General features: G+C 65.5%; 21 protein-coding genes. 9 read left to right on the top strand and 12 right to left on the bottom strand.

The genetic code is table 11. From position 1 onward, the window contains the following. Positions 1-116: 116 nt before the first annotated feature. The 7 genes from CHAN_RS03845 to CHAN_RS13680 all read left to right on the top strand — a co-directional run bounded on the left by CHAN_RS03845 (position 117) and on the right by CHAN_RS13680 (position 6,207). Complete coding sequence (locus tag CHAN_RS03845; protein WP_290291965.1) at positions 117-1,895, top strand: hypothetical protein; 1,779 nt, start codon at positions 117-119, stop codon at positions 1,893-1,895. Between the two features lie 134 nt (positions 1,896-2,029). Then, the gene (locus CHAN_RS03840; protein WP_290291962.1) at positions 2,030-2,452 is read left to right on the top strand and encodes a hypothetical protein; all 423 of its coding nucleotides are present in this window, start codon (positions 2,030-2,032) and stop codon (positions 2,450-2,452) included. Next, positions 2,442-3,551 carry an AAA family ATPase gene (locus CHAN_RS03835; RefSeq protein ID WP_290291961.1) on the top strand — a complete coding sequence of 370 codons (1,110 nt, stop codon included), beginning with the start codon at positions 2,442-2,444 and terminating at the stop codon, positions 3,549-3,551. Before CHAN_RS03840 ends, CHAN_RS03835 begins: the two co-directional genes overlap by 11 nt. Before the next feature lie 5 nt (positions 3,552-3,556). Continuing rightward, on the top strand, positions 3,557-4,816 hold the full coding sequence (locus tag CHAN_RS03830) for a 5-methylcytosine restriction system specificity protein McrC (RefSeq protein WP_290291959.1): 1,260 nt from the start codon (positions 3,557-3,559) through the stop codon (positions 4,814-4,816). A gap of 106 nt (positions 4,817-4,922) precedes the next feature. Further along, on the top strand, positions 4,923-5,381 hold the full coding sequence (locus tag CHAN_RS13745; protein WP_494337347.1) for a transposase: 459 nt from the start codon (positions 4,923-4,925) through the stop codon (positions 5,379-5,381). A gap of 62 nt (positions 5,382-5,443) precedes the next feature. Continuing rightward, the gene (locus tag CHAN_RS13685; RefSeq protein ID WP_353959825.1) at positions 5,444-5,584 is read left to right on the top strand and encodes an IS3 family transposase; all 141 of its coding nucleotides are present in this window, start codon (positions 5,444-5,446) and stop codon (positions 5,582-5,584) included. 302 nt (positions 5,585-5,886) lie between these two features. Beyond that, positions 5,887-6,207 carry an integrase core domain-containing protein gene (locus CHAN_RS13680; protein ID WP_353959824.1) on the top strand — a complete coding sequence of 107 codons (321 nt, stop codon included), beginning with the start codon at positions 5,887-5,889 and terminating at the stop codon, positions 6,205-6,207. Between the two features lie 94 nt (positions 6,208-6,301). Here CHAN_RS13680 and CHAN_RS03825 read toward each other — a convergent pair whose 3' ends face one another. Next, positions 6,302-8,452: a hypothetical protein gene (locus tag CHAN_RS03825; protein WP_290291956.1), complete on the bottom strand. Its 2,151-nt coding sequence runs from the start codon at positions 8,450-8,452 to the stop codon at positions 6,302-6,304. A 51-nt stretch (positions 8,453-8,503) separates the two neighbouring features. Further along, positions 8,504-10,345 (bottom strand): translation elongation factor 4, encoded by a 1,842-nt coding sequence (gene lepA / locus CHAN_RS03820; RefSeq protein ID WP_290291954.1) that lies wholly within the window; start codon positions 10,343-10,345, stop codon positions 8,504-8,506. A 122-nt stretch (positions 10,346-10,467) separates the two neighbouring features. Between lepA and CHAN_RS03815 the strand changes: the two genes are divergently transcribed. Together CHAN_RS03815 and rpsT are read left to right on the top strand one after the other, a co-directional pair. After that, on the top strand, positions 10,468-11,154 hold the full coding sequence (locus tag CHAN_RS03815) for a type II toxin-antitoxin system PemK/MazF family toxin (RefSeq protein ID WP_290291951.1): 687 nt from the start codon (positions 10,468-10,470) through the stop codon (positions 11,152-11,154). Positions 11,155-11,923: 769 nt separating this feature from the next. Beyond that, positions 11,924-12,190 carry a 30S ribosomal protein S20 gene (gene rpsT / locus CHAN_RS03810; RefSeq protein WP_048739448.1) on the top strand — a complete coding sequence of 89 codons (267 nt, stop codon included), beginning with the start codon at positions 11,924-11,926 and terminating at the stop codon, positions 12,188-12,190. A 141-nt stretch (positions 12,191-12,331) separates the two neighbouring features. Here rpsT and holA read toward each other — a convergent pair whose 3' ends face one another. The 10 genes from holA to obgE form a co-directional block, all read right to left on the bottom strand. Then, positions 12,332-13,324: a DNA polymerase III subunit delta gene (gene holA, locus CHAN_RS03805; protein WP_290291948.1), complete on the bottom strand. Its 993-nt coding sequence runs from the start codon at positions 13,322-13,324 to the stop codon at positions 12,332-12,334. Further along, entirely contained in the window at positions 13,321-15,318 is a 1,998-nt protein-coding gene (locus tag CHAN_RS03800) for a ComEC/Rec2 family competence protein (RefSeq protein ID WP_290291945.1), read from the bottom strand. Before CHAN_RS03800 ends, holA begins: the two co-directional genes overlap by 4 nt. Before the next feature lie 4 nt (positions 15,319-15,322). Then, positions 15,323-16,222, bottom strand: a complete 900-nt coding sequence (locus CHAN_RS03795; RefSeq protein WP_290291941.1) for a ComEA family DNA-binding protein — start codon at positions 16,220-16,222, stop codon at positions 15,323-15,325. Positions 16,223-16,331: 109 nt separating this feature from the next. After that, positions 16,332-17,912, bottom strand: a complete 1,581-nt coding sequence (locus CHAN_RS03790) for a DegV family protein (protein ID WP_290291938.1) — start codon at positions 17,910-17,912, stop codon at positions 16,332-16,334. Next, a complete protein-coding gene (locus CHAN_RS03785) occupies positions 17,909-18,598 on the bottom strand; it encodes a histidine phosphatase family protein (protein WP_290291935.1) in 690 nt (229 codons plus the stop codon). Before CHAN_RS03785 ends, CHAN_RS03790 begins: the two co-directional genes overlap by 4 nt. A gap of 134 nt (positions 18,599-18,732) precedes the next feature. Further along, positions 18,733-19,191, bottom strand: coding sequence for a ribosome silencing factor (gene rsfS, locus CHAN_RS03780; RefSeq protein WP_048739440.1), 459 nt, complete (start codon positions 19,189-19,191; stop codon positions 18,733-18,735). 9 nt (positions 19,192-19,200) lie between these two features. Beyond that, positions 19,201-19,959: a nicotinate-nucleotide adenylyltransferase gene (gene nadD / locus CHAN_RS03775; RefSeq protein ID WP_082144228.1), complete on the bottom strand. Its 759-nt coding sequence runs from the start codon at positions 19,957-19,959 to the stop codon at positions 19,201-19,203. Positions 19,960-20,075: 116 nt separating this feature from the next. Further along, positions 20,076-21,374 carry a glutamate-5-semialdehyde dehydrogenase gene (locus tag CHAN_RS03770; RefSeq protein ID WP_290291929.1) on the bottom strand — a complete coding sequence of 433 codons (1,299 nt, stop codon included), beginning with the start codon at positions 21,372-21,374 and terminating at the stop codon, positions 20,076-20,078. A 142-nt stretch (positions 21,375-21,516) separates the two neighbouring features. Next, positions 21,517-22,644, bottom strand: coding sequence for a glutamate 5-kinase (gene proB, locus CHAN_RS03765; RefSeq protein WP_048739423.1), 1,128 nt, complete (start codon positions 22,642-22,644; stop codon positions 21,517-21,519). Positions 22,645-22,728: 84 nt separating this feature from the next. Next, positions 22,729-24,237, bottom strand: a complete 1,509-nt coding sequence (obgE, locus tag CHAN_RS03760; protein ID WP_290291927.1) for a GTPase ObgE — start codon at positions 24,235-24,237, stop codon at positions 22,729-22,731. Between the last annotated feature and the right edge of the window lie 393 nt (positions 24,238-24,630).

Here is a 24,630-nt window from a genome sequence, read left to right as displayed (position 1 = left end):
TGGCACTTTCAGCTCTGAGCAGAGAGGTAATACCACAGACCCAGCAGCGCAAAACCGGCGCCTACTACACCGACTGGCGTCTCGCCGAGTTGCTAGCTGCCTCTGCAGTACCCAACGTGACCACTGATGGCCCATGGGTCGATACCGCATGCGGATCAGGAGCGCTGCTCGCTGCGGCTGTAATGCAGGTGCCCGCAGGTGCGCGACGTGACGAGGTCATTCGCGATCGCCTCATAGGCGCCGATCTCTCTACAAACGCGCTGCGCGGGGCACTGCTCTCGGTGGCAAGCCTCACCGGAGACCTCTCGGCAATCGAAGGCTTTGCAACCAGGCTCCTTCTTCAGGACAGCCTCCGCAGCCCCGACGTCTGGGCTCGGGTCGCGCCCTTCGGAGCTGCTCTCGTCATCGGCAATCCCCCTTGGGAGAAGCTGCGCGTGTCCCGCCACGAAACTGCTAAAGCGGCTGGCGCAACTCGCTCCTACGGCGAAAGCTACGATGTCGATTTGGACCTAACTCACGATCGGTCGACCTTGTTGACGTACATCGAAACGGTGGCGGCCGGTACTCGCCTTCAAGGACGTGGAGAGCACGACCTCTACAAGCTGTTCCTCGAACTTGGGATGGGCATCGCCGCGGATGAAGGTGTCCTCGCATTGCTACTCCCCGCCGGCCTCATCCGATCGCAAGGGACCGAAAGCCTCCGCCGCGAACTCATCTCCTTGGCGCGTAAACTCTCCGTTTCCGTCATCGAAAACCGCGCCAACCACTTCGCCATCGACACTCGATTCAAATTCCTCTCGATCGTGGCGACGATCGGTCGCGGCCGTAAACGCCCCATTTCCTTGAAGGTCGCAGACCGCACCGGTGCCCTCCCGGCTAACGCCGTCCATCTGAGCCGCACCCGGCTGGCAGAAGTCCGGCCCGACCTGAGCATCCCTGAGGTTCGTACGGCTGAAGAATGGAACCTATACTCACGACTCGCTTCCAACGCGCACGCTATCGGCGACCCGACAGGCCCTTGGGATCCCACGTACCTTCGCGAAGTGGACATGACCTCGGACCGAAAATCGTTCCAACGTAGCCCAAGCACCGATACGCTGCCGCTGATCGAAGGGCGTCACGTGAGCCAGTTTCGTTGGCGTGCAAAGACCTATCGGTCCGGCGAGGGACGATCTGCCATCTGGACGCCAGAGTCTCTTTCCCGGACCACACTGCAGACGCAGTGGCATGTACCATCTGGCGCCCTGAAAATTGGGGCGCGTCGGCGGACCAGCAGATCCCGAATCGGATTCCGAGACATCACTGGACAAACCAATGAACGTTCGCTCCTGGCCGCCCGGGTCCCCCCCGGAGTCGTGTGTGGAAATAAGGTTCCGACGTTGTCGTTCGACGACGGCTCAACCGACAAAGAGGATCTGTTCCTTGTGCTGGCCAACTCCCTTGTCGTGGACTGGATGCTTCGCCGTATCGTCACTACCACCGTCAACTTCTTCTTGCTTGACACGCTAACGCTGCCGCGAATCCACGAGTCCTCGGACACAGGTCGCGAACTCATCGCTCTCGCGCGACGGCTGACCGACGCGGAGGGGGACTCTTCAGTGGATGCGTGGGAGGTTGGTCAGTGGCGTGCCAGATCTGACGCTCTCGTTGCAGCTGCATGGGGGATGAACATTTCGGACATGGAGATCGTCCTTCGTGACTTTCCTTTGATAGATCGGGGACAGCCGACAATCCTCGGTGAAGACCGCTCCACAATCACCGCCGACTCAGTTCTCGAACAATTGGCTAAGATTTTGGGTGTTCAGCATTCAAGTGCAGATCGTGCACGCCTAGCTCAAATTGCTGGCGCCATCCCATACATCCCGGCGGAGTACGCATCAGGAGGCCACCAGTGACTCGCCCAGTCCTGCTCGTTTATAAGGAGATCGTAGCCGGCGATCTCCGAAAGCTCATCGCAGCGTCCAATAACTCGCAAACCGGAGGTGGCGCGAGAGACCTACGGCTTCCGTGGAGAGCTTTCCGTCCGATCATGCATCAGATTTTTACCGAGGCCGGGGTGGGGCGAGGGGGCAAGCCGATCCGAGTCGCGAAGGTCTCCTACATCGACACCAACCAGCAGCTCGCCACAACTCAGCTTCAATACTGGCCACCTACCAATGCCCGACCAAGCGAGGATCGAATCTCGCGCATTCACGCGAGCCCAGCGCTCGGCGGCCAGCTCCCGGCCACTAATCGCGGCCGCGTCTTCGTGATATTCACCAAGTTCTCAAATTCTATGGTTAGGTGCGACTACGCTTACGAGAACGACCTGAAGGCGAAAAATGTCTGGGCTCCTGAGGTCAGCACACAAATCCTTAATTGCATGGCCTCCGCGGGTGCACACAAGGGGAGCCGCACAGTTCAAGGATACTACGATTTCGTCACGGGGAAGGGTTACTGCCATGCCGACTGAATCCAGCATCAGCTCTGACGCGAAGAATATTCTCAAGGCCCTCGCGACCCGCAAGAACGTGATCATCACAGGGCCTCCCGGAACGGGGAAGTCGCGACTTCTCAATGAGATTCGTGAGCTATTCAAGTGGGATCATAGTAGGACCGGGAGCGCACCCACCGGCGCTATCCCAGTTCCCGCAGAGCTCAGTCCAATCCCTGCATGGTTTCCAAGTCCGGATCAAATCCACAGCCGCGAAGTTTTTCAAACAGTCTTCGACCAAAACACCAAATACCGAGACTTCATGCGAGGGCTGGTCCCGAAAGTCGGCGAAGCTGGCGTATTCGAGGTAACCAGCGGCACACTCCATCGAGCCGCACTGAAGGCGCGAATTGCTGGAAATGCAGCGCTCGTGATCGTTGATGAAATCAACCGAGGCCCGGCTGTCGCCGCATTCGGCAGTGCCCTCGTTGGGCTTGAGCCAGACAAACGTCTGCCCACGAATGGTGAAGCCACGAATTCCACCCAATTCTTCGAAATACTCGGAGACCAGGGCAATCATGAGTCGTTTGCCTTACCTACTGACTTGTACATATTGGCCGCCATGAACGAAGCCGACACCAGCGTCGAGCCGCTCGACGTTGCTTTTCTGAGGCGATGGCACATTCACCGACTGGAGCCTGACGAGAGTGTGCTCCGCACGCACTTCAATCTTGGGGCCCCCACTCCCCTGCCTGACAAGCCGCTTGACCCAGGGGACTACTACGAATCCCTAGTTCAAGCATTCACTAGAATCAATGAGCAGATTATGCTTGGACGGGGTGCCGCTTACCAACTTGGGCACGGCGCTCTTATGCATGCATCTCCTGATCTCGCCGGCCTTAGGTCTGCGGAGGAATACGTAGCCACTGCTTGGGCGACCTTGCGAGGCCACGTCGATGAAGTTTTCTACGGCAATACCCGGGCCATTTCCGACATTCTGCGGGCCGAGAGCAGCAGGAGTGTCTACTCCCTGAGTGAACAACTGTTCGCCGGCCAGCGAGTTCGGCGGATCATCGGCCCTCTCCGACCTTCTGCCTCGGAACTCTACAAGCTCTTGATGCTGATCGCGACGGACTAGACGCTATGGAGCGACTTACCTTCCAAGAACTCCAAGAGCGACCCGGCACCACCAAGCAAATTGCAGAAATGAGCGGAATTTCTGCTGGCGAAGTTTTACTCCAGCTGGCCGAACTCAACGAGCGGGTCCGACTTCAGTTGGGCTACAAAAAGGACCCCATTACAGCAATCGGCTCTGATACTTGGAAGGTTGACGGCGTCGCTGGAGTCTTGCGTCTAAACTCGATAGTCGAGCTTGAGGTGGTACCCAAGTTCTTGGACCCGAGCAACCCCACATGGCGCACTGACTTTTTTCTCCTCGCTGTTCTCGCGAAGACTGGCCACTTGTTTCTCCACGATGAGATTTCCGCTGCAACTCAGGAGCGCGGCGACCTAGCAACGCTCATCGCAATGTCGCTGCTCGACAGTCACGCTGAGAACCGGCGCCGCCCAATCCGTGGCTACCGAAGAAGGCGGCGTCTCGATTTTTCGATCGACGGCGACGTCGATTGGGAGACGATCTTCCTTCCGGACGCAGACGGGTTTGCTGTGTCGGGCTTAGAACTAACCCGACAGAACCCGTACAACGCCACTTTGGCGGCAGCGGCCCAGATCCTGTCGCCTGAAGTTCCCGATGCCGACACCCAGAGCCAGCTCGTGCAGTTGGCAAGGCAGCTGTCCCCTCAGACGGGCGTCCCCACGACGTTTCCGCCGCTCACCCCACGCCACCAGAGCTGGCAGCAGGCATACGACCTTGCACGACTAGTGATCGAAGGTTTGGGGCTCAATTTGGACGATGGCTCATTCAGTGGACCTGGGTTCATCCTATCGACCTGGTCCGCATGGGAGTCCCTCTGTGAAGAGCTACTTCGCCGCGCACTCCCGGACATGTCAGTCGAGGGCCAGCATGAGTGGCTTCTTGGCCATCGCGGAACTGAAAACATAGTCGTCAAGCCAGACATCTCTCCGATGGAGAATGGTACCGCTCAATTCCTCCTGGATGCGAAGTATAAGACCCGACTCGGGCGAACCCCTGTCATTAACGCGACCGACCTGTACGAGTCTCTTGCGTTCCTGCAGGCCGCCGAGGCTGACATAATGTACCTGCTTTACCCCGCGATCTCGTCACCGTCTGACCTGGCACTGGGGGAATGGCGGCGATTTGATCGCATCACGGTCGACTACATGGCGGTCGAAGGATACGAAGTCCAAATTCAGGGGTTGTCGCAGACCGGAGCCTTTGATCGCCTCGTCGACGGCGTACGCCGCGCGTTGTACGGCCGGTGAAAACGAACCGGTAAACGGTATTCGTAGCCGCATACAGAGGGGACTGTTGCATGAAGAGATGACAGCTGGTCTGGCTTGCTCGAAGGGCGGCCTGGAAAGATGTTGAATGGTCCCGGGTGTTATGGAGGCACGGAGATCGGAAGAAGGAGACTCTCTCGTGCCAGCGAAATACACCGACGAACTCAAGACTCGTGCCGTCGAACGCGTCCTGCATGCCCAGACTGATCGGAACACCTCGAACGGAGCAATCACCCGGGACGCGAACAAACTCGGGCTGAGCAAAAAAGATTCGCCAGTCTGGGTGCGTAAGCACAAGTATTCCGACAACGCCGCACCGACTGGGTCGGTCGACCTTGAGCAGGAGAACCGCCGGCTGCGTGCGAAATTGGCCAATGCAAAGAGAACCGACGAGACCCTGAAGAGAGCGCCGGCTTGTCTATCGCGGCAGCAGCCGCCGACTGTCCATCGAAGTGATCATCGGCTTCATTTACGTGAGTCGCGAGGAGTTCTCGAGCGAACTCAATCGTGTGCGCCCTGTCTGGGACGGTTGCACGCGTTTCTGTGAGCTCGCATTACGACTACAAGAAGCATAAACCATCAGCCACGGCCCGTCGGGACTAGGCACTGATGGTCATGATCCAGGATGCTTATGACGGGAACCATTCACGTTATGGGGTGCGGAAGTTGCGGAAGTCGATCATCCGCGAGTACGACGACCAGTTCAGTCCGGTAGCCTCCAACACGGTGGAACGGTTGATGCGCCAGTGACGCATCGACGGAAACCGGCGGAAGCGGAAGTGTCCGAAGACTGCCTCAGCGCATGTTAAAGGCCGCCCGCATGATCTCGTCGCACGCGAGTTCATGGTACCGACACAACACTGTTTTTGGGCAGCCGGCATCCCGTGTGTGTCTACGCAAGCCGGGTTATGGTACATGAAGTCTATCCTTGATGTCTTCGACCGGGAGTTGGTTGGCAGGTGATTAACCACATTCGGGAGTTCATGGTCAGGGACACACTCATGGTGGCTTTAGCGGCGAAATATCGGCCTCGTTAAGACGTTTCCGGGCTGGTGCACCACTTGGATCGACGGGTGCAACTCTTATCTATTCGTTATGGCGAGAACCAGGCGGAGTCAGAGGACGAGGCGTCAGTAGGGTCACACGGGGACTCGTACGACAAAGCCACGGCTGAGGCGGTGAACTCGGCCTACAAGGCAGGGCTTACCGATCGGAAAGTGTGGTCAGAGTTGATCGAGGTAATGTCGGCGACGTCGCGGTGGGTGACCTGGTACACCCGATCCAGGTTGCATTCAGCGATCGGGTGCCGCCAGCCGTTCGAGATCCATTCGCAACGGAACAACCAAACCACGAAAGATTCCGCGGCTGCTTAGAAAACCAAGAAAAGTAGCCTGTACGAGTCCCGAAGCTCGACACGGTGATCTCAATGAGCTGGCTAGCACCAAAGATAAACAACTAAGAAACCGCTTATGACGATACTTGTTTAGCCTGTTCGAGGCTGTCACGCACTCTTCTACGAATTACCCGTTCACTCAAACCGGCACATTCGGCGCGAACCGCATCGGCAATATCAAGAATATCGTCCGGGACATCGAGACTTTCAAGTCTTTCATAAAACACATCGACGTCTACAGATGCCGAACTCTGCCCTTCGGATTGGTGTGCGAAACGTAAATACTGAGAGAAAAACTCCAAAGACATAAGCGGAGATATCCGAGGCGCCCGCGTATCCAACTCTTCGACAATGGAGCTGTAAAACCCGTGGGCTTGCCGGTCGGTTGTTAGCCACCATGAAGAATAACCAAGATGATGGGATCGCTCTGATTCACGACGCATAAGAACGCCCACCGAATTCTCAATATCATGGTCGGCCATTCGATCAGTCACCCCTGACGCCACTCCGTCACGACCTGCACGACGACGAGAATGAACATCAACCCAAAATTTCTCCGCGGCATATCTAAGTTCGTCTGGCGCTGAGCGGCATTCCTGCACGAGACTCTTGCATTCAATTGAATGCTCACCGCTTAAATATTCTATGACATCATCCTCGGGTCGCGAATTTCCACAAAGATTTTCGCAAGCCGCTGCGAAAGCACTCCTATCGCATCCATTTAAAACATAAGAGTGCAACAGAAACGGGACCTTGCCGCGCCAATTCGCACCCCACATTCTCGCACAATTAATTGAATTTGATATGTGTGTAGTGGCCTCTTCGATAACACCTTCCGTCACATAGAGATTGACCCCCAAGGTGCTAGCTGCCTTCATTAAGCGCGCATACCTCCCACTTTCCCCCTCTCCGCAAATTTCCTCCAAAAAAAGTGGAAGGATAATGTTGGTATCGAGCCATATATCACCCTCTGACCAGACCTTGCTCATGGATTTTTGAACGTCGGTTGATCGACGAAGAAAAGCTGCAAACGTGTAACTATTTGCCAATCTCCGGAAATAATTCTGAATTTCAGGATCTTCAACCGAAAGCACTTCTGCTACACAGACTCGCACATCTTCCCAACTTAAGCCATTCGGAATATCGGTTCCATTCTCCATAGCACTCAAGTACTCGAGCTTTAAGTCTGGCAGCTTCCCTTCAAGTACCGACGCCGCGAACTCCTCCCCCATGTGTAAAAGCACACGCCCTATAGTAGAAACTAAGAATTCGATAACTGTTTCTATATTGTTTTCGGGAATCCTTTCAACAAGTCGCTTAACTTTCAAATGTTCCCTAAGTCGCGCTTGTTCTATTGCAACCGCTGCGGCAGCCTCATTTCGTCGTTCCTGCTCAGAATGAGCTATATGATAATTCTGGGTTTGCCCATGCCTTACTATACGTCGTTTTCCTTGATACTTCTTTGTGAGCCTATCTATAGCTTGCGACACTTTGCTTTCAAGGAAGTCATCATGAAGCTCGTCGCTCTGTACAGTAAAATTGACCCCCTCCGGCGCCCAATGTTTCACTTCCTCAATGATTTCTTCCTTAGACATCTGATTTTCTGCATTGGTACCGTCGAGGGCAGAAAATACCAGCGACTCGAAACAGGCTTTGGTCAGGTTCTTTCCGGTACGATCTCGCTCCTCAAAAGCTAACTGCAGCATAGCAATTTGAGCATCCTTTTTCGTGAGCTGTTGCGGCCTCCGGATCAATCGACGTTCACTCAAGATTGGATCTGCAACTCTACGGCAGAAGTCGTCGACCGCACTGTCCCAAATCGTCGAGCTGGATTCCCGTTCAATAAACCAATTTCGATCCCTGATATCAAGATGAATTTTGCGCTTTTGGCGAAAATCGATCTTTAATTGATCTGCTTTTGCCCCAATCTCTTGATTAGTGACATAGATCAGGTGCGTCATTTGAGGTTGCGTTTGCTCTAGGCGGTTTACTGTTTGTTTCAGTTTCGCTTTGAAATCTTTAGCGAGGGAAACCTGAATAAATTCAGTTGAAACATGTTCATATTTATATATTTCCGCATCGCGCCCGCCGTCTCCGTCGGGCGAGGCCATCGAACGCAGATTTGGATATTCAGAAGCAAGAACTGCGGTTGCGAGTTTTTCGAATGCTCTCCAGTGTTCGGAAGGATTAGCGTTTTCAAGAGAGAATTGAAGCTTATTACGCACTGATTTGCCTACTTCCTATTAGTGCACAACTGCCATCAAGCTTGATGGCCCCTACTCCCCATCCGTGCTCAACGCCGCCACGAACGCCTCCTGGGGGACGCTCACGGAGCCGATGTTCTTCATCCGCTTCTTGCCGGCCTTCTGCTTCTCCAGCAGCTTACGTTTGCGGGAGATATCTCCGCCATAGCACTTGGCCAAAACGTCCTTGCGCAGGGCCCGGATGTTCTCGCGGGCGATGATCTTCGCGCCGATCGCCGCCTGCACCGGCACCTCGAACTGCTGCCTCGGAATCAGCTCGCGCAGCTTCTTCGTCATCTTGTTGCCGTACCACTGCGCGTTGTCGCGGTGCACGATCGCGCTGAACGCGTCCACGGCCTCGCCCTGCAGCAGAATGTCGACCTTCACCAGGTCCGCCTGCTGCTCGCCGGCTTCCTCGTAGTTCAGCGACGCGTACCCCTTGGTCCGCGACTTCAGCATGTCGAAGAAGTCGAAGATGATCTCGCCCATCGGCATCGTGTACCGCAGCTCCACGCGATCCTCGGACAGGTAATCCATCCCGCCCATCTCGCCGCGCTTCTGCTGGCACAGCTCCATCGTCGAGCCGACGAACTCGCTCGGCACGATGATCGTGCACTTCACGATCGGCTCCCACACCTCGCGCAGCTTCCCCTCCGGCCAATCCGACGGGTTGTGCACCACGACCTCGGAGCCGTCCTCCGCCACCACGCGGTACACCACGTTCGGCGCCGTGGAAATCAAGTCCAAGTCGAATTCGCGCTCCAGGCGCGTGCGCGTGATCTCCATGTGCAGCAGACCCAGAAAACCGCCGCGGAAACCAAAGCCCAACGCCACGGACGTCTCCGGCTCGAACGTCAAAGCGGCGTCGTTAAGCTGCAGCTTTTCCAGCGCATCGCGCAAATCCGGGTAATCGGCCTGCGAAATGGGGAACAACCCCGAGTACACCATCGGCGTCGGCTCGGCGTAGCCCTCCAGGGGCTCCTCCGCCGGCTTCTTGTTCAGCGTCACCGTGTCGCCGACCTTCGACTGGCGCACGTCCTTCACGCCCGTGATCAGGTACCCCACCTCGCCGACGCCCAGGCCCTCGCACTTCTGCGGCTGCGGCGACACCACCCCGATTTCCAGCAGCTCGTGCTTGGCGCCCGTCGACATCATCTGGATCACGTCGCGCGGCTCCAGCCGGCCGTCGACCACGCGGATGTAGGTGACCACGCCCCGGTACGTGTCGTACACCGAGTCGAAGATCATCGCGCGCGCCGGCGCATCCGCATCGCCCACCGGCGGCGGCACCAGCTCGCACACCCGGTCCATCAGCGCCTCGACGCCCTCGCCCGTCTTGCCCGACACCCGCAGCACATCCTCCGGCTCGCAGCCGATGATGTGCGCGATCTCCTCCGAGTACTTCTCCGGGTCGGCCGCCGGCAGGTCGATCTTGTTCAGGACCGGGATGATCTCCAGGTCGTTTTCCATGGCCAGGTACAGGTTCGCCAGCGTCTGCGCCTCAATGCCCTGCGCGGCGTCGACCAGCAGAATCGCGCCCTCGCACGCCTCCAGCGCACGCGACACCTCGTAGGTGAAGTCCACGTGGCCGGGCGTGTCGATCAAATGCAGCACGATCTCCTCGCCCGCATGCGCCCCCGACTTCGGCACCCACGGCAGCCGCACGTTCTGCGCCTTGATGGTGATGCCGCGCTCGCGCTCGATGTCCATGTTGTCCAGGTACTGGTCGCGCATGTCGCGCGCCTCGACCACGCCGGACATCTGCAGGATGCGGTCCGCCAGGGTCGACTTTCCGTGGTCGATGTGGGCGATGATGCAGAAATTGCGGATCCGCTTCGGATCCGTGAACGTCTGCGCCGCGAAATTCCTGGTCACGTTGGCCTTGCTCCGTACTTCTGGGGGACGAATGGGTATTCTCCGCCCACACTACCCGGCGCCGATTCGCCGTCGGGCACCGTCGCCGCGAACACCCTTTGCCTGGGCTAAACTTGTGCGTCATGACGTCCCCCGAGCCCGCAGTCTCCGCCAACGCCTCGGCGGTCGGTTCCGGCTTGACGACGCCCACCGCCGACGAATCCGCCGATGCGACCCCGAAGCAGCCGAGCAGGTTCGGCCGCGCGGCGCGGCGCCTGTGGCGCAGGGGCCTGAACCGCGGGTGGCGCTGGGTGATCGCCGCGACGGAGTGGTTTCGCGGCGTGGACACCCTCGACCGCGGGTTGGCCATGCTCAACGAGCAGCTCGGCCTGACCCCCGACGCCGACGAGGACCGCCTCGCCCACCGCGAACCCGCCACCGTCGCCCGCCCCACCGCCGAAGTGGCGCGGTCCATCGTCTACGCCCCCGACATGGACGGCCAGACCGACCCCGGCGAGGTTGTGTGGGCGCCCGTTCTTCTCGAGGGCGACGCCGAGAAGCCCCGCGAACGCGCCGTCGTTGTGGTCGGCCGCCACAAGCAGACGTTGCTGGGCGCGCTGATTTCCACGCATCAGCGGCACGCCGATTCGCCGACGTGGCTGTTCATCGGCTCCGGTGCGTGGGACCCGGAGGGGCGGCCGTCGTGGGTGCGCCTGGACAAGATCCTCGAGGTCCCCGAGTCCGGCATCCGGCGGTCAGGCGCGATGATGCCGAGGCGCCGCTTCGATCGCATCGCGGCGCGCCTCCGGTCGGACTACCACTGGAGCTGAGCGCGGCTAAAAGTGCGGCACCTGCACGTTCACGTGAGCGTCGGCAAGCAATGGTGCCGCAAGCGCGAATAGCCGGCGCCTCAACCGCGCAGCGCAACCATCGTTTCGCCCGCATGCCGCCACAAGCGCCGTAGAGCGATCGGCCACCGGCGGGCGCACTCGCGTACCCGACAAGCCCTCTGAGAGCCTCCTGGCGAGCGTTCCCATTACTGCAGGTCACAGCGCCGCAGTCTTCGGCGTTCCATGGGCCCTCCCCCACCAATTCAACTTCGGCGTTTTCGTGCCACTTCCGGTCGCCGCGAAACCGTCATAGTTGAAGAAAACGGGCCCGTTTTCTTCAACTACAGCGTTCTCGCTCCAAATACTCGCGCACGAAACCGCTCATGTTGAATTCTCGTGCCCGCGGGCGCCACATCGCGGGGCGAAGACGCCGAAATTGGGTGCCGGCGCGGGCGGCACGGTGCCGGGGGGAGTCTCGTGGCACTGCCCCATCGGGCGCTCCGGAGTTTTCTCGCCCCGACACACGCCGCACTCGAACGCCGCCGTATGCCGTGCCCACACCCCACACACGCCCCTCCCCACCCCGAACGCCCACCGCACCGGGGATTTCGCCGTCCACGCGCCGCCTGGTAAAGTCTCCCGAGTTGTTTACGCGAGTCTCGCGTGGCCGCCGGTGATCAGGACCTTGGGTTCGCCGCGGACGCGCCTGGCGCCGGGCCTCCCCGGGAGCCGCGGACCATCACCGACTACGGATACAAGAGGTATTCACATGGCTAACATCAAGTCCCAGATCAAGCGCAACAAGACCAACGAGAAGGCCCGCCTGCGCAACCAGGCCGTCCGCTCGGAGGTGCGCACCGAGATCCGCAAGCTCCGCGAGCTCGTCGAGGCCGGCGACAAGACCGCCGCCGAGGCTCAGCTGCGCGTCGCTTCCCGCAAGCTCGACAAGGCCGTGTCCAAGGGCGTCTTCCACCGCAACAACGCGGCGAACAAGAAGTCCGCGCTGGCGAAGTCCGTCAACAAGATCGAGGGCTAATTCCCCTGGCTTGACGACGGCCGGCGTCCCGCATCGGACGCCGCAGCCTTCGAGCGCCCCCGCCGATTTGTTCGGCGGGGGCGCTTATCTTTGCGTGGTGGGGCAGCTCCTCCATTGATGGCACGCCCACCACCCCTCCGACTACCGCCGGTGCGAGCCCTTCGCCAGCGCGGCGATGTCCGTGACGGCCTTCTCCACCGCGTATTCCGGATCGGCGGCCCAACCCTTCACGCCGGCGTCCAGCTCGGCGATGATCTGCGCCGCCTGCGCGATCGCCGGCGTGGACCACCGCGTGGCCAACCGGTGGGTCTTCTCCAGCTTCCACGGCGGCATGCCGTAGGTGCCGGCGTCGCGGCTGCTCACGCCCCGCGCCGCATGCAATCGGGCGACGTCGCCGACCATCCCCGACAGCGCCGACGCCAGCAGCACATGGGGCACGCCCAGCTGCATCGCCCGGCGCGCCAACGCCAGCGCCTCGGAACCGCGGCCGGTCAGGGCCAACTCGGCGACCTCGAAACCCGACACCTCGGCGGTGCGCCCGTAGTAGGTGCGCACGGCGTCGACGGTGACGTTGCCGCCGGTGTCCGACACCAGCTGCGACACGGCCGTCGCCAGTTCCCGCAGGTCCGACCCCACCGAATCCAGCAGTGCATCGATGACGTCGGGCGACACCCGCAGCCGGTGCGCCTGGAACTCGCCGCGCACGAAACCGGGGAGGTCGTTGCGTTTGATGGGGTGCGCCTCGAAAAGCTGCGCTCCGGTTTTGCGCAGCGCGGCGACCATCTTCTTCTGCCGCCCCTCCCCCGAGTGCTGCAGGATCAGCGTGATGCCCGGCGCGGGGTCCCCGGCGGCCTGCACGATGAGGTCCGCCGGTTCCTTGCCCGCGGCGTCGCAGTCGGTGAGCACGATGATGCGGTCCTCGCCGAACAGCGACGGGCTGAGCAGTTCGACCAGCTCGGTGGTGGTCACGTCGCCGCCGCGCAGGTCGGTGATGGGCACCGCCCGCCCCTCGGGGTCGCCGGGGGTGGCGGCGGTGCGGCGCACGGCGGCGATGATGGCCAATCGGGCGCGGTCGATGAGCAGCCCTTCCTTGCCGACGATCACATTCACCGGTGCGGGCATCGTCTGAGTCACTCCCCCATCGTGCCAGACGCCCCGGATCGGTCTTTCCCGGAGCGGCCCTTCCCGGCGCCGCTTCTCCACGTCGCGCCGTCCGGGTACAGCGCATGGGTGCCGTCGCGGGCGGGGCACACCACGGGGATGCCGTCACTGGTGCGGATGCGGGCGCGCGCCCGATCGCCGCAATGCTTGACGACGAACCACCGCGGCCGTGGTCCCGCCTCATCCCGGGCGGCTTTCTCCACGTCATCGAGCGTCGCATGCACCGTCAGTTCCGCTGAAGTAGGAGGGGCCCAGCCCGCACGCCCGGCGCCGCCATCGGCTCCGAGCGCAGCTTCTTCGCCCTCGCCTTGCTTCCCCGCCGCTCCCCTCCCGAGCACCAATCGGCAGGGGCGGGGAAGGGCGTCGAGGTGGGCGTCGTCAAGCGGGGCCGCGGCGACCACCCGAACTCGCCCGCCATCGACGCAGGCGCCGGCGATCCAGCCGGGAGGGGCGACGGGAATGTGCCATCCCAGGGTGACGACGACCGCCGCCGCTCCCACCGCCACCACCGTCACCGCGGCGGCGACGGCCGGCCACGCGATCGCCGCCACCGCCACCGCGAGGAACACCGCCAGCCCGATCGCTCCCATCTTCCCCGACGCCGCCGGCATCCCCGCCGCCGCGTGCCCCACCGCGTACACCCACCACGCGAAGGGCGCGGCGACGTGCACCAGCACCGCGACCACCGGCCCCAACCCCAGCAGCGCGGCGACGGCGGCCAACGTCCCCAGCACCGTCACGGGCGCCACCGCGGGCGCCGCGGCGAGGTTGGCCAGCACGGAGACGTGCGACACCTCGCCGATGGTGAGGGCGAGCACGGGCACCGTCGCGACGTGCGCCGTCAGCGCCACGGCGGCCGCGCGCACGATCGGCGCCGGCACCCTGCCCACGCCGGGGATGCGCAGCAAGCGGTGCGTCATCGGCGCCGCCGCGAGCACCAGCCCCGCCGTCGCCGCCACCGACAGCGCGAACCCGACGGACACGGCCAAGTCCGGAAACGCCACCACCAGCCCGATCGTCCCCGCCAGCAACGCGGGCAGCGCCTGCCCTCGCCGCCCGAGCAGCACGGCGAGCAAGCCGACGCCGCCGGTGACCAGCGCCCTGAGCACGGATGGCTCGGTGCCCACCACCGTCACGAACGCCGCCAGCGTCACCGCCGCGACCGCCACCCGCCACCGCGGCGGCGCCCACGCGAAGGCCCACACCGCCGCCCCGACGATCAGCGCCACGTTCGCCCCCGACACCGCCGTCAGGTGCGCGAGCCCGGAATCGGCCATCATCTCGCGGTCGGCGGCGCCGAAACCGCGCTCGTCGCCCAGCGTCATCGCGGGAATGAGCCGGTCGGGCCCGGCGGGCAGTGCCTCGGCGGCCTCGCGCAGGCCATCGCGGACGCGGGCGACGTGGCCATCGGGATGCTTGACGACGTCCACCGTCCCCCGCACCGACGCCACCGTCCCGGACAACGACGGACGTTCCGAAGCCGACACCCCCGCGTACGCATCCAGCACCGTGCCCCGGTCGTGGTCGAGCAGGCGTTCATCGCCGAAGACGCGGACGCGGCCGGGCAGCCCCGCGATGGATGCCTCGACGGTCGCCCCGTGTTCGGTGGCCTTCGGCGTCGTGGTGAGGGTCAGACGCGTGCGCGTGGTCGCGCCGAAGCTCTCTGTGATGGGGTGGGCGGCGGCGCGGGCTCGGCGCAGCAGCGTGCCCATCACGGCGACGGTCACCGCCACCGCCGGCAGCGCCACCGTCGGGGCATCCCGCCGCCACGCCACCGCCCCCGTGAACACGGCGGCCACCAGCAGCATCCACCCCAGCGGAGTGGCCAAAGCCAGGGCGGTGGCGGCCCAGACCAGCACCGCGGCGGGCAGCAGGCGCAGGTCGAGCCCGAGCCGCGGAACCGCCGGGCCCGAATCCGGTGGCGGCGGCGCGGGATCGGCGAGAGAGTACGTCCGAGGCTGCGTCATGGCGTCACACCGTCACCTCGGAACGCATGCCCTCCAGCTTCGCGGGGCCGATGCCGGGGACCTCTTCGAGTTGGTCGACGGTGGTGAAGGGGCCGTTCTTCTCCCTGTGCGCGACGATCTTCTTCGCCGTCGCCGGCCCGATTCCGGTGACGGTTTCCAGCTCCGCCTCGGTCGCCGTGTTGATGTTGACCAGCCCCGCGCCGCCACCCCCGGCACCACCTCCCCCGGCGCCGCTGCCATGTCCCGCGCCGCCACCAACTCCTGCACCGCCACCGCTCCCAGCACCACCGGCCCCATCACCGCCCACTCCACCGGCCGCCGTCCCACCCGTGGACAACTCCGGCAACGGATCGGGGCCGACGAGGATCTGCTGGCCATCCGCCAACGGCGCCGCCAGGTTCACGCTGGCGGGGCTGGCCTCGGGCAACATCCCGCCGGCGGCGTGGATGGCGTCGGCCACGCGCGCGGCGCCGGGCACGGTCACCACGCCCGGACGGTGCACCATCCCCACCACCGACACGATGATCTCCGCCGGCGGCGCGACGACCTCCCCCGACGGGCCCGCCGCACCCGCGTCCCCCGTGCCCGCGCCGCTGCCCCCATCCCCAGGCCTCCCCGCAGCCCGGCCCCTCCCCGTTTCCCCCGCACGTGGTCCGCCGCGTCCGGCTCCCGCGTCCCCCGAACCCACCAGCGACGCATCCGCCACCGGCATGTCCACCACGGGCCCGCGCGACAGCGCCCACCCGGCGACCAGCGCGGCGAGCACCATCGCCCCGGCCATCGCCACCGCCACCACGGTGCGCCGGCTGACCGCGATGCGCCGCCGCGAATAATCGACGGGCATCGCCTCCTCGGCGGGCACCGGCTCCAGCAGGTCCCCCAAACGCGAACGCAACGAATCCACGGCCGCAGATTAGGCCCGGCCGCCCCTCGCCCGCCCACGACGAAGGGCCGAAAACACCCTGTTTGTGGATGAATCCGGCCCTGTGGAAAAACCCCGAAAAGCGTTGCGGCTACTGCTTTACGACGCCGCCCTCGTCACCTTCGCCGTCCATCTTCGCGGCGCCGCCCGCGTCGCCATTGACGGCGACATCGTTGCTTCCGGAGGAGGTGGTTTCAGTGGAAGTCGTTCCGGAGGTAGTGGTTCCAGAGGAGGTGGTTCCTGAGGTAGTCGTTCCGGAGTTGTCGGCCCCGTTGGCGGCGGTTCCGGAGTTGTCGGCCCCGTCATCATCGACGTCGCCATTGGCCCTTTCGGCGGCCTTGCGGGCGGCCTCCTCGCGGGCCTGGCGACCGAACGCCGCGCCCTCGGGATCGGAGTGATCGCGTCGCGCCAGCTCGGCGATCGCATGCGCCAGTGCCTCTGCCTTTTCGATGGCCGCGCGGCGGTTCTCGCTCCACGTCGGCAGCTTCGCGGCGACCGTCGTGAACAGCGCCGACGACTCCCTCCCGACCACGGAGGTGGGCGGCAACGGCTTGCCGTCCGCGCCAACGGCGTCGTCTCCCGAACCGGCCGCATCGGCACGGGCACCGGCGACGACACCGGAAGCGGCGTCGGGTGAAAAGGTCTCGCCCGCGCCGTTTGCACCCTCAACGTTCGCGGCGCCATTCCCGGCGCCCACGCCATTTGCACCGACGCCATTGGCTCCGGCACCATTCGCGGTCGCGGCACCCGCCCCGGCCGCGCCGGCAACTCCACCAGCCCCAGCCACGCCGGCAACCCCAGCGGCCCCGGCAACTCCGGCAACCCCAGCTGCGCCGGCAGCCCCGGCACCACCACTGGCACCGACTTCCTCGGCCACGACCATGCCCACGGCGTACGCGCCCGGGCCGGTGTGCGCGACCAGCGCGGGCGGCAGGTCCACGATGTCGAAGGTCGAGCCCTTCGGCAGCTTCAGCGACAGCATCGCGTGCAGCTCCTCCACGCGCTCACGCGCCCCGGAGTGGTGCAGCATCACGTGCGCGGGACGCCCCGCGGCCTCGGCGGCGGCGAGCACGACGAGCTTGTCCAGCACCTTCGCCTCGGTGCGGCACTTGGCCACCAGCCCCAGCGTCCCATCCTGGATGCCGACGATCGGCTTGATCGCCAGCGCCGTCGACAGCACCGCCTGTCCGGTGGAAATGCGTCCGCCGCGGCGCAGCGGCTCGAGCTTGGGCACGTACAGCCACAGGCGGTTGCGCCGCAGCACGTCTTCGGCGACGGCGACGCATTCCTCCAGATCCGCGCCCTCGGCGGCCTTCTTGGCGGCGGCGACGGCGGCGGCGCCCATGCCGGCGCCGACCATCGACGTATCCACCACGGTCACGCGCTCGAGCACGGCCGCGGCGGTCACGGCATTCGACCACGTCGCCGACAGCCCCTTGCCCAGGTGCAGCGCCACCACCCCGGCGTCGCCACCACGCTCCAGCGCCCGCGCATACGCCGCGCACAGCGGCAGCGGACCGATCGCCGAGGTGGTCTGCTCCCCGTCGACGTCGTCAAGCCCCAGCGGCACCACGGTGATGCCATGCCGCTTGGCGACGGACTCCTCCACGCACGCCGACTCGTCCACCACGACCTGGACGCGCCCGGCCGCTTTCTCCCCCGCGCCGGTCATCGGGCCGATCCTCCGTCGTCAAGCCCGGCCTGCGCGGGCCCGGCATCGACCAGCTCGCCGTTGAAGGCGCCGAGGTACCAGCCGAGCTCGCCATCCGGCCGCGGCATGGCGGTCAGCTCGACCCACGCGGTGTTCCGCAGGCCGTTGAACATGGTGTAGTGGCTGACCGGCACATCCAGCAGCGACGCCGTCAGCGCGGCGATGGCCCCGCCGTGGGCGACGAGCAGCACGGTGGAACCGGGCCAGGAGTCGTCGGCGAGCAGGTCCTCCACGACCGAGCGCATGCGGGCCGCGACCTCGACGCGGGTCTCGCCGCCCGGCGGGGCCCACGTCGCATCGTGGCGCCACGTGGCGCGCTGGCCGGGGTACTCCTCGTCGATCTCGCCGTGGGTGCGGCCCTGCCACACGCCCAGGCGGGTCTCGCGCAGGCGGGGATCGCGCTCGACGTCCACCCCCAGCACGCGGCCGGCGACCTCGGCGGTGTCGGCCGCCCGGCGCAGATCCGACGACACGATGCGGCGGATGCCCCGCTCATGGCGGCCCAGGTGCGCGGCGACGCGCTCGGCCTGGGCGATGCCCTCCGCCGACAGCTCGGTGTCCATCTGCCCCTGCATGCGGCGCGTGGCGTTGTACGTCGTCTGGCCGTGGCGGAGCAACAGCAGGCGGCGGGCGGCGACGGTGTCCATCGGCGCATCATCCTCTCGGATCGGGGCGGGCGGGAAGGCGGGCCGGGCGGGTGGCTGGCAGGCCTGGCCGGCTGAGTTGAACCGGGCCGGCTGACCGGACTCAAGCGCGAACGCAGCGTCCGGCAACCCAAAAACTAGAACTCGCCCGCGTCCGGCTCGGGGGCGGCCAGCGGGATCTCGTCGATGGAGCGCGCCTGGTGCGACGCGTCGGACGAGCCGGCGACGGCGGTCTGCTCGACGCCCTCGACCTCGATGCGGGGGCAGTCCTTCCACAGGCGGTCGAGGCCGTAGAAGTCGCGCTCCTCGTCGCGGAACACGTGGACGACCAGCACGCCGTAGTCCAGCAGCGCCCACCGCCCCTCGCGGACGCCCTCGCGGCGCACGGGCTTGGCGCCGGCGTCGCGCAGGTCATCTTCGACCTCGTCGACGATCGCCGACACCAGGCGCTCGTTGTCGGCGCTGACCAGCACGAACGCGTCGGTGATCACCAGGGGGCCGGACACGTCGATCACGGCGATGTCCTCGCCCTTCATGCGGTCGGCGGCGCGTGCGGCGATGGTGGCCAGGTTGGCGGCCTCGGTGGATGCGGTCACGAGTGGAATTCAGCTCCCGTTGTCTTCGAAGGTGTCCCCGCCCGCGGGCGAGGGGTCATGGGGCCGCACATCCTGGTACAGGCCCCTTTTGGCAATGTACTGCACCACGCCATCGGGCACGAGATACCAGACCGGCCTACCGTCGGCGGCGCGCCTGCGGCAGTCGGTCGAGGAGATCGCCATGGCGGGAATGTCCACTAGGTGCAGGCGGGCGCGGTCGACGTCGGGCAGGTCGTCTTCGGCCAGGTGGAAGCCGGGCCGGTTGACGCCGACGAACGTCGCGGAGTCGAACATCTTCTCCCAGTCCCGCCAGGTGACGATCTGCTGCAGCGCATCCGCGCCGGTGATGAAGAACAGCTCGTCGTCGGGGAATTGGGCGTTGAGGTCATCGAGGGTGTCGATGGTGTACGTCGCGCCGGGGCGGTCGATGTCCACGCGCGAGACGGTGAAGCGCGGGTTGGAGGCGGTGGCGATGACCGTCATCAGGTACCGGTCCTCGGAGTCCGACACGCGCCGGCCGCGCTTCTGCCACGGCTCGCCGGTGGGCACGAAAATGACGCTGTCCAGCGCGAACCGGTCGGCCACTTCGCTGGCGGCGACCAGGTGCCCGTTGTGGATGGGGTCGAACGTGCCGCCCATGACGCCGATGCGCCGCGGCCGGTCGGCGCGCTCGGCCAGCGCGCGCGGCGGGGTCGGCTCGTTTCGCTTGACGACGCCGCCGTGGTCCGCCGAACGGCCCCGCGTCGCCTCATTCTGTTCTCCCGGCATGGCGGGAATCGTACCCGCCGCAGGTGGCGGCGGATAATCGGCGGTCACTGCGGCGCGTCTCCGGGGCCCGCCGCACGACGGGCCCCGGCGCCGATGCGGGGAGGTTCAGTCCCCCGCTACGGCCGCGTGTGGCCGGTGCCGCGGAGGATCCACTTGGTGGAGGTCAGCTCCGGCAGGGCCATCGGGCCGCGGGCATGCAGCTTCTGGGTGGAGATGCCGATCTCCGCGCCCATGCCGAACTGCTCGCCGTCGGTGAACGCGGTGGAAGCGTTGACGTTGACGGTGGAGGCGTCGACGCGGTCGACGAAGATCTCGCAGGTGTTCCAATCCTTCGCGGCGATCGCCTCGGTGTGGCCGGAACCGTGGGCGTTGATGTGCTCGGCGGCGGCTTCCACGCCGTCGACGACCTTGGCGGCGATGTCCATGGACAGGTACTCGTCGTTCCAGTCCACGTCGGTGGCGGGAACCACGTCGCCGGACCAGCCGAGGTTGTCCGCGTCACCGTGGACGGTGACGCCGGCGTCGACGAGGGCGTCGAGCACCTTGTCGATCTTCTCCTGCCCCAGGGCCTTGTCCAGCAGCACGGCCTCGGTGGCGTTGCACACCGAAACACGGCGGGTCTTGCCGTTGACCATCAGCGCGATGCCCTCGTCGAGGTCGGCGGAGGCGTCGATGTAGATGTGGCAGTTGCCGGTGCCGGTCTCGATGGACGGCACGGTCGCGCCGGTGACCACGGCCTCGATCAGGCCGGCGCCGCCGCGCGGGATGACCAGGTCCACCAGGCCGCGGGCGGTGATCAGGTCCTGGACGGAGTCGTGGGACTCGCAGGGCAGCAGCTGCACCAGATCCTCGGGGGCACCGTCGTCGGCGAGCACGCCGCGCAGCACCTTCACCAGGGCCTCGTTGGAGTTGCGCGCGGACTTCGAGCCGCGCAGCAGGGCCACGTTGCCGGACTTCAGCGCCAGGCCGAAGGCGTCGACGGTGACGTTGGGGCGGGCCTCGTAGATCATGCCCATCACGCCCAGCGGCACACGGACCTGCGACAGCTTGATGCCGTTGGGCAGCACGCGGCCGCGCAGGACCTCGCCCACGGGGTCGGACAGGCCGGCGACCTGGCGCAGGCCGCCCGCGATGCCCTCGATGCGGTCCTCGTCGAGCTTCAGGCGGTCGATCAGGGACTCCGCCAGACCCCGCTCGCGGCCTTCCTCGATGTCGCGGCGGTTGGCCTCGAGAATGTCGGCGGACTGCGCCACCAGGGCTTTCGCGGCGGCGAGCAGGATGCGGTTCTTCCGCTCCGACGTGAAGCCCGCCAGCTCGGTGGTCACGGCCTTGGCGCGCCGCGCCTTCTCCAGCACTTCGGCGCGCTCGGCGGCGCGGGCGTCGGTCATCGTCCGGTCATTCGTCGCGTCAGTCATGCGACCCAGTGTAGGGAACCCCCCGGGTGGGGCTTCAAGTCACGGGGCTTTGCGACGACCGCGCCCCCGCACGGGGGTGTGGCACCACATGGGCGTCGTAAAGCGCCGGCAGCGGGAGCGACCCGCCGCGCCCCCGCGCGCCCTACGCGCGGGAGGCGTACCCGGAGAGGTAATCGGCGTGGATGACGGGCTTCTGCATGCTGTCGGGCAGCTCGGCGGTCGTGCGGCCGATCATGCCGGACAGCTCCTCGGAGTCGTAGGCCACCTCGCCGCGGCCGACGATCTCGCCGTTCGGGCCGACGATGTCCACGATGTCGCCCGCCGTGAACTCGCCGTCGATGCTGGTCAGGCCAACCGGCAGCAGCGAGCGGCGGTGCTCGGTGACGGCGGTGACCGCGCCGGCGTCCAGACGCAGCACGCCCGAGGCGTCGGCCGCGTAGAGCACCCAGAACTGCCACGCGGACAGGCGGTCCTCCTTCGGCGCGAAGGCCGTGCCCACGTCGGCCTGATCCAGCGCGGCGTCGATGTTCTCCGTCGACGTCAGCAGCACCGGCACGCCGCCGCGGGACGCCAGGCGGGCGGCCGACACCTTCGACGCCATGCCGCCGGTGCCCAGCTTGCCGCCGTCGCCGGCGATGACGCCCTTCAGATCGTTGCCGCTCCACACCTCCGGCACGAACTTCGCGCCCGGCTCGGAGGGGTTGCGGTCGTAGAGGCCCTCGACGTCGGAAAGCAGCACCAGCGCGTCGCAGAACGCCAGGTGCGACACCAGCGCGGCCAGGCGGTCATTGTCGCCGAAGCGCATCTCCGAGGTGGCCACGGTGTCGTTCTCGTTGACGATCGGGATGGCGTGGAGCTGGCGCAGCCGGTCGATGGTGCGCTGCGCATTGCGGGCGCGCGGGCGGTCGCCGGCATCTGCCGAGGTCAGCAGCACCTGCGCGGTGGTCCGCCCGAAACGGGCGAAGGACCGCGACCACTCCTGCGCCAGTCGCACCTGGCCGACCGCCGCGGCGGCCTGCTTGGTGGCCAGATCCGTCGGTCGCGTCGACAGGCCCAGCGGGCCCATGCCCGACGCCACGGCGCCGGAGGACACCAGGATCAGGTCACTGCCGCGGGACATCCGCTTTTCCAGGGCCACGGCGATCTCGTCGATCTTCGCCGGGTCGGTGCGGCCATCGGGCCCGGTCAGCGACGAGGAACCGATCTTCACCACGATCCTCTTCGCATCGCGGATGCTGTCGCGGGTGGAACTGGAGTAAGGCGGGTTCATGGGCCCTTTCGTTTCCTCGTGGTCGGGGGCTTGTGTTTCGTTCAGTTGTCCCGGGCGGCTTTTCCCGGGGGTCGTGCCGGGGTCCTACTGGTACCGCTCGCGCTCGGCCTGCTCGCCGTCGCCGTAGTCGAATTCGTCGATCAGGCCGCGGCGGGCCTGCGACGCGCGCTTGCGCTCCTCGGCGGAGACGCGCTCGGTGGTCTCCAGGCGCTGGTCGGTGCCGCGCCCGGAGGGGACGAAATCGTCGACGCCCGCCGCGGTCTGCGGGTGCCACTCGAAGGTTATGTCGCCGATGGTCACGGGGCAGCCCGGGACGGCGCCGGCCTTGGCCAGGGCGTCCTCGACGCCCAGCTTGGCCAGCCGGTCGCCGAGGAAGCCGACGGCCTCGTCGTTTTCGAAGTCGGTCTGCAGGATCCACCGGCGCGGCTTGCGGCCGAGGACGATGAAACCGTCCGGATCCTCGGGGTCGCGCTCGATCTCGAAGTCCTGCGTGCGGCCGCGGCGGCCGACGGCCTTGGGCACGATGACGGCCGGCTTCTCCTCCCGCTTCGCGGGGTTTTCCTTGCGGTACTTCGCCACGGCCTCGGCGAGGCCGTAGGTCAGCTCCTTCAGGCCGTCGCGGGTGGCGGTGGAGATGCCGTAGATCGGCCAGCCGAACTCCTCGAGCTCGTCGCGCATGAATTCGGCCATTTCCTTGGCCTCGGGCACGTCGAGCTTGTTCAGCACGATCACGCGCGGGCGTTCGGCGAGGTCGCCCAGCCCGACGTCGCCGGCGAGCTCCGACTGGTAGTTGGCCAGCTCGTGCTCCAGCGCCTTGATGTCGTCGACCGGGTTGCGGTCGGACTCGTAGGTCGCGCAGTCCACGACGTGCGCCAGGACCGCGCAGCGCTCGATGTGGCGCAGGAAGTCCAGGCCCAGGCCGCGGCCCTCCGACGCGCCGGGGATCAGGCCCGGCACGTCGGCGACGGTGAAGGATTCGTGGCCGACGTTGACCACGCCCAGGTTCGGCTGGAGCGTGGTGAACGGGTAGTCGCCGATCTTCGGCTTGGCCGCCGACAGGGCGGAGACCAGCGAGGACTTGCCCGCCGACGGGAAGCCGACCAGGCCGACGTCGGCCATCGACTTCAGTTCGAGGACCAGGTCCTTCTCCTCGCCCGGTTCGCCGAGCAGGGCGAAGCCGGGGGCCTTGCGGGAGCGCGACGCCAGCGCCGCGTTGCCCAGGCCGCCGTAACCGCCCTCGGCGGCGACGAAGCGGGTGCCCTTGCCGGTCAGGTCCGCGAGGACCTCGCCGTCGGTGGTCATGACGACCGTGCCCTCGGGCACCTGCAGCACCAGGTCCTGCCCGCGGGCGCCGTTGCGGTGGTCGCCGGCGCCGGGGCGGCCCTTCTCCGCCTTGATGTGCGGGTGGAAGTGGAAGTCCATCAGCGTGTGCACCTGGGGCGACACTTCGAGCACGATGTCGCCGCCGTGCCCGCCGTTGCCGCCGTCGGGGCCGCCGAGGGGCTTGAACTTTTCTCGCAGCACGGAATTGCAGCCGTGGCCGCCGTCGCCCGCCTGCAAGTGCAGGACGACGCGATCGATGAACCGTGACATGGGGCCTCATTCCTCGGGGGTGCTGGGGACGGGGGCCGGTCCGCGGCGGCGCCCGTGGGGGTGCCGCGTCGCTTCCGGGCCGTTTCCGGACCGTTTCCGGGGCCGAAGCGCACCCATTTCCGGGCACGCGAAAGCCGGGCCCGATTGATCGGACCCCCGCATGACCCTCGATTGTCGCACAATTGCGCCGCCAACCCGAATGGTTCGGGGTGGATCGTGAGAAGTTCAACGCCCTCCGTGACCTGCGACGCACATCACTTCCAGCCCCGAAATTCCCCTCTCACCTTTGCTTTGCGACGCCCACGTCCCCCGCCGTCCGCCGTGCGAACCGCCGAGGGGCGGGGGCGCGGGCCGTCGTGAAGCAGGGCGCGGAGCGTTCGAACGGGGCGAATC

The sequence above is a fragment of the Corynebacterium hansenii genome (genome assembly GCF_030408795.1).
In the GTDB taxonomy this organism is placed as follows: Bacteria; Actinomycetota; Actinomycetes; order Mycobacteriales; family Mycobacteriaceae; genus Corynebacterium; species Corynebacterium hansenii.
Note: the sequence above shows the minus strand (reverse complement) of the source record. Positions and strands in the feature narration are given on the sequence as shown.